This is a genomic window from Rhodanobacter sp. FW101-FHT13A11 (assembly GCF_058790335.1).
In genome coordinates this window covers 12,543-16,310 of record NZ_JBYTCN010000024.1, presented here as the reverse complement: position 1 = coordinate 16,310, position 3,768 = coordinate 12,543, and the positions used below count along the sequence as shown (strand labels likewise).

Annotated in this window: 2 protein-coding genes and 1 pseudogene; all 3 read right to left on the bottom strand. The window is 66.3% G+C overall.

What is annotated here, in order from left to right; all coding sequences use genetic code 11:
* Nucleotides 1-78 precede the first annotated feature (78 nt).
* A complete protein-coding gene (locus AC3WRN_RS16490; RefSeq protein ID WP_492623798.1) occupies nt 79-708 on the bottom strand; it encodes a pyridoxamine 5'-phosphate oxidase family protein in 630 nt (209 codons plus the stop codon).
* A 342-nt stretch (nt 709-1,050) separates the two neighbouring features.
* Complete coding sequence (gene murD, locus AC3WRN_RS16485) at nt 1,051-2,421, bottom strand: UDP-N-acetylmuramoyl-L-alanine--D-glutamate ligase (protein WP_492623797.1); 1,371 nt, start codon at nt 2,419-2,421, stop codon at nt 1,051-1,053.
* A 108-nt stretch (nt 2,422-2,529) separates the two neighbouring features.
* Nucleotides 2,530-3,768: pseudogene (gene murL, locus AC3WRN_RS16480) on the bottom strand (UDP-N-acetyl-alpha-D-muramoyl-L-alanyl-L-glutamate epimerase); the annotation flags it as partial.

The following is a 3,768-nucleotide window of genomic DNA, read 5'->3' as shown; positions in this document are numbered from 1 at the left end:
CGTTGTCTTCGTCATGTCGTTCTCCTTGCGTGGATTGAATCACACGGCAAGGGATACGTTTCTCGCGGGCAAGGTCACTCAGGCAACCCGATATCGGCAGGTAGTTCCGGTGCAGGCTGAGCATTGGTCAGCGTTGTGCGCATTGGCAAGACACCGGCCCAGACAGTCGGCATCAGCAGGAGGGCCCGTGCGGACCTTTACAGTTGCTTCCTCAATTTCCATCCACAGCACGGATGTCGCCTTGACCTCCTTCTCTGTCATAGGGCGCAACGTATTCCAGCGACCAGGGAAAAGGTCATCGGTAAAATCCCGAAGCGCTTGCGCCTTCTCCTCGAGGCCGTCTACTACGCGGGCGGTACCGAACAGCATCGCGGACCGATAGTTGACGGCGTGATTCAAGGCAGATCGCGCCAAGACGTAACCATCTATAAGGCTGCAAGTCACGCAAACCGGCGCCCCGTCCACCTGGCGCAAGAATCGACTTCCGATCGAGCCATGCCAGTAGACTCGGTTGCCCTTACGCCAATGCAAGGTCGGCGTCACAAATGGTGCCCCGTCGATGACGTAACCGATATGGCATAGAGGGGACGAGTCCAGAACCGCATGAACGTCTGCACGCGAGTAACTGCCCAAATGAGACTCGCGTCTGATCCTGCTGCGCTCGGTCTTCGGATAGGCGTCGTCTGGCTCCGTTTTGAAGTCAGACATGGGCTGTCTTTCCTGATGTTGACTCAACGTTTCAATCTCCCTTGGCTCTTGATGAATCCGAAGCTCCGGAAGCGCTGGGTCATATTTCTGACAGCGCCATCTTTCCGAATCCTTCCAGATTCAGAACGCAATTTAGTTGCGATCTCCGCTTTGAGTTGCGGATTCAACTGATCGATGCAACACACTGAAGACTGCTTAGGCAGCAGGAGTGTTGCAGATGGGGTACAGGACGCGGCTCCAGTACACGGAGAGTCAGAAGGCCCAGATGTGGGATCGTTGGCAGCAGGGCGATATGAAATCGCCATTAGGAATGCACCGGTCAAGTAGACGTTGTCGTCAACATCATGAGATGCCCAGGCCTTCGATGCCGGTGATCGCGGCGTCGAAGCCGGCCAGCGTGGCGAAGCGGCGGCCGCGTTCGGCGTAGTCCTTGAACTGGTCGAAGCTGGGCGCGCCGGGTGACAGCAGGATCACGCCGTCACACGGGATATGCGCTTTCGCCTCGGCCACGGCGCCGGCGAGGTCGTCGACGCGCATGATCGGGCAATGTACTCCGGCGCTGCGCAGCGCCGCCTCGATGCGCGCGCCGTTGGCGCCCATGCAGACGATCGCGTTCGGCGGCGCCTCACGCACGGCATCGACGAACGGCGTCCAGTCCAGTCCGCGGTCATGGCCGCCGACCAGCACCGTTACCGCGCGGCCGTGCAGGCTTTCCAGCGCGGCCAGGGTCGCCAGCGGCGTAGTGCTGATCGAGTCGTTGACCCAGTGCAGGCCATCGTGCGCACCCAGCGGTTGCAGGCGGTGCGGCAACGGACGGAAGCGGGCCAGCGCTGGCGCGGCGGCCAGCGCGTCCATGCCGCTGGCTTCCAGCGCGGCCAGCGCGGCGCAGGCATTGAGTGCGTTGTGCAGGCCCGGCGCCGCCAGCGCGGCGATGTCGAACACCGCCTGCCCGCCGCGGCGGATCGCGCCATCGTGCACGTGCCAGCCTTCCGGCGTGCCGAACTTGAGGCGATGCGGATGGGCGGCGGTGCGTTCCAGCAGGCCCGGCTGCTGGCCGTTGACCAGCAGCGTGCGCGCGGCATCGGCCAGCTTCAGCTTGTCGGCCACGTAGCGCTCGCGCGAGCCGTGCCAGTCCAGGTGTTCCTCGTACAGGCTGGTGATCACGCCCAGCTCCAGCGGCCCGGCTTCGCCGGTCTGGAAGCTGGACAATTCGATCACCCACAGGTCGGCGTACTGGCCGAGCAGCTCCAGCAGCGGCAGGCCGATATTGCCGGCCAGCGCGGTGCGCACGCCCAGGCTCCGTGCCAGGTGCGCGACGAGCGCGCTGGTGGTGCTCTTGCCCTTGGTGCCGGTGACCGCGATCACGCGAGCATCGCGGCCTTGATCGAGCGCGTTCTCGCCGAACCACAGCGCGGTGCCGGAGGTGAATTGCGTGCCCTGCGCCCGCGCGGCCAGCAGCGCCGGCTTGTACGCGGAGATCCCCGGCGACTTCACCACCACCTCGAACCGGCCCAGCGCGGCAGCGTCCGGCTCGCCGGCAACGATGTCCAGCGTGGCATCGAACGCACGGGCGGCGTCGACTTCGGCCGCACTGCAGAGCAGCGTGAAATGCTGTTCGCCGCAGCGCTGACGCAGCGCACGGATCGCCGCACGGCCTTCGCGGCCGAAGCCCCAGATGGCGACACGACGATCGATCAGGTCAGCGATGCGCATGAAAGCCCACGCAGCTCTTTCGTAGGAGCCCGCTTGCGGGCGATGCCTTTGACCGAACCCACAAGAGCATCGCCCGCGAGCGGGCTCCTACGGGAAATGTGAAAGGTTTCATCCGCCGATCGCCGCCAGCGCGCCCTTCAATCGAACCGGCACGCGATGTTCGGGCGACGGCTGCAGCCACGGCTCCAGCGCCAGCTGCGCCGCATCGAGCTGCGGCAGGATCTCGCTGCGGAAGCGCTCGACCAGCGCATCCTCCTGCCACTCCGGCCGCTGGCTCAGCGCGTACATCGCGGCGCGCGCCTCGGCACCCTCGCCCACGCACTCGAACGGCTTGTGGTCCTGGTATTCCAGCAGCGCGTCGAAGCCGGCCGCCTGGCTGTCGTCGTCCAGCAGGTTGCGGCCGAAGATCGCCAGCAGCCGCGGCTTGGGCAGGAACGGCGCCAGCGCGAGGAACACGAAATGGCATTTCGGGCACTGCCCGCACCAGCGGTCCACCGGCTTCGGGCCGAGCAGCTTGAAGTTGCGGTTGCAGCTGGAGAACACGTCGAAGTACGGCGTCAGCTTCGCGAACGCGCGGGTGATCGCCAGCTCCGAGTACGGCCGCAGCAGCGAGCAGTAGTCGAGGTCGCTGGCCACGTGCGTGTGCAGCCAGTCGCCCAGCAGCGTCTCGAACGCGAGGCTCTTGCTCCACTGGTGGTTCACCTGCTGGCCCTCGTACTCCAGCGTGGCGGCCGAGGCGGAACGCTCGTTGGCGAACGTGATCGAGTCGTAGCCGTACAGGATCGCGGCCACGGCGAGGATCGCCGAATTCACCGCGGTCACCGGGATGTGCCCGTTCCACGCGCCGAGCCGGTTCAGCTCGAACAGGCCCGGCGCCAGCTCGCGCTGGATGTTCAGGGTGGGCAGGCCGGTGCGCTCGGCGCAGGCCGCGATCAGCGCGGAATTGCCCACCCATACCGCGGTCGCCTCGCCGCCGATCGCCTTGATCGCCTCCACCGCCACCAGCGAATCCTTGCCGCCGCCGATCGGCACCAGGGTGCGTTTCGGCAAGTCCAGCGCGCCGGCCGCCGGCGCGCCGCCACCACGCGAACTTGCCGATCTTTCCGCGCCAAGGCGCGGAAAGGTGATGCGCCCGCGCAGATCCAGCCCGTTGCGATAGGCGAACTCGGCCAGGCCGTGCAGGTAGAGCTGGTCCAGCAGCTCGGCGGTGGCGTCGTCGAGCGGGCCATCGGCCACTTCGATCCGCGGCGGCACGCCGGCCTTGTAGTAGCTGACGCCCGCGACCAGGTGCAGCAGCTTCAGGGCGGCGTCGAACGCCGCCGCGGGGGGGGGGGGGGGGGGGGGGGT

Bases quoted from the DNA above. Each gene is read 5' to 3' on its own strand.
- AC3WRN_RS16490 (WP_492623798.1), bottom strand. From the start codon at position 708: ATGTCTGACTTCAAAACGGAGCCAGACGACGCCTATCCGAAGACCGAG.
- murD (WP_492623797.1), bottom strand. From the start codon at position 2,421: ATGCGCATCGCTGACCTGATCGATCGTCGTGTCGCCATCTGGGGCTTC.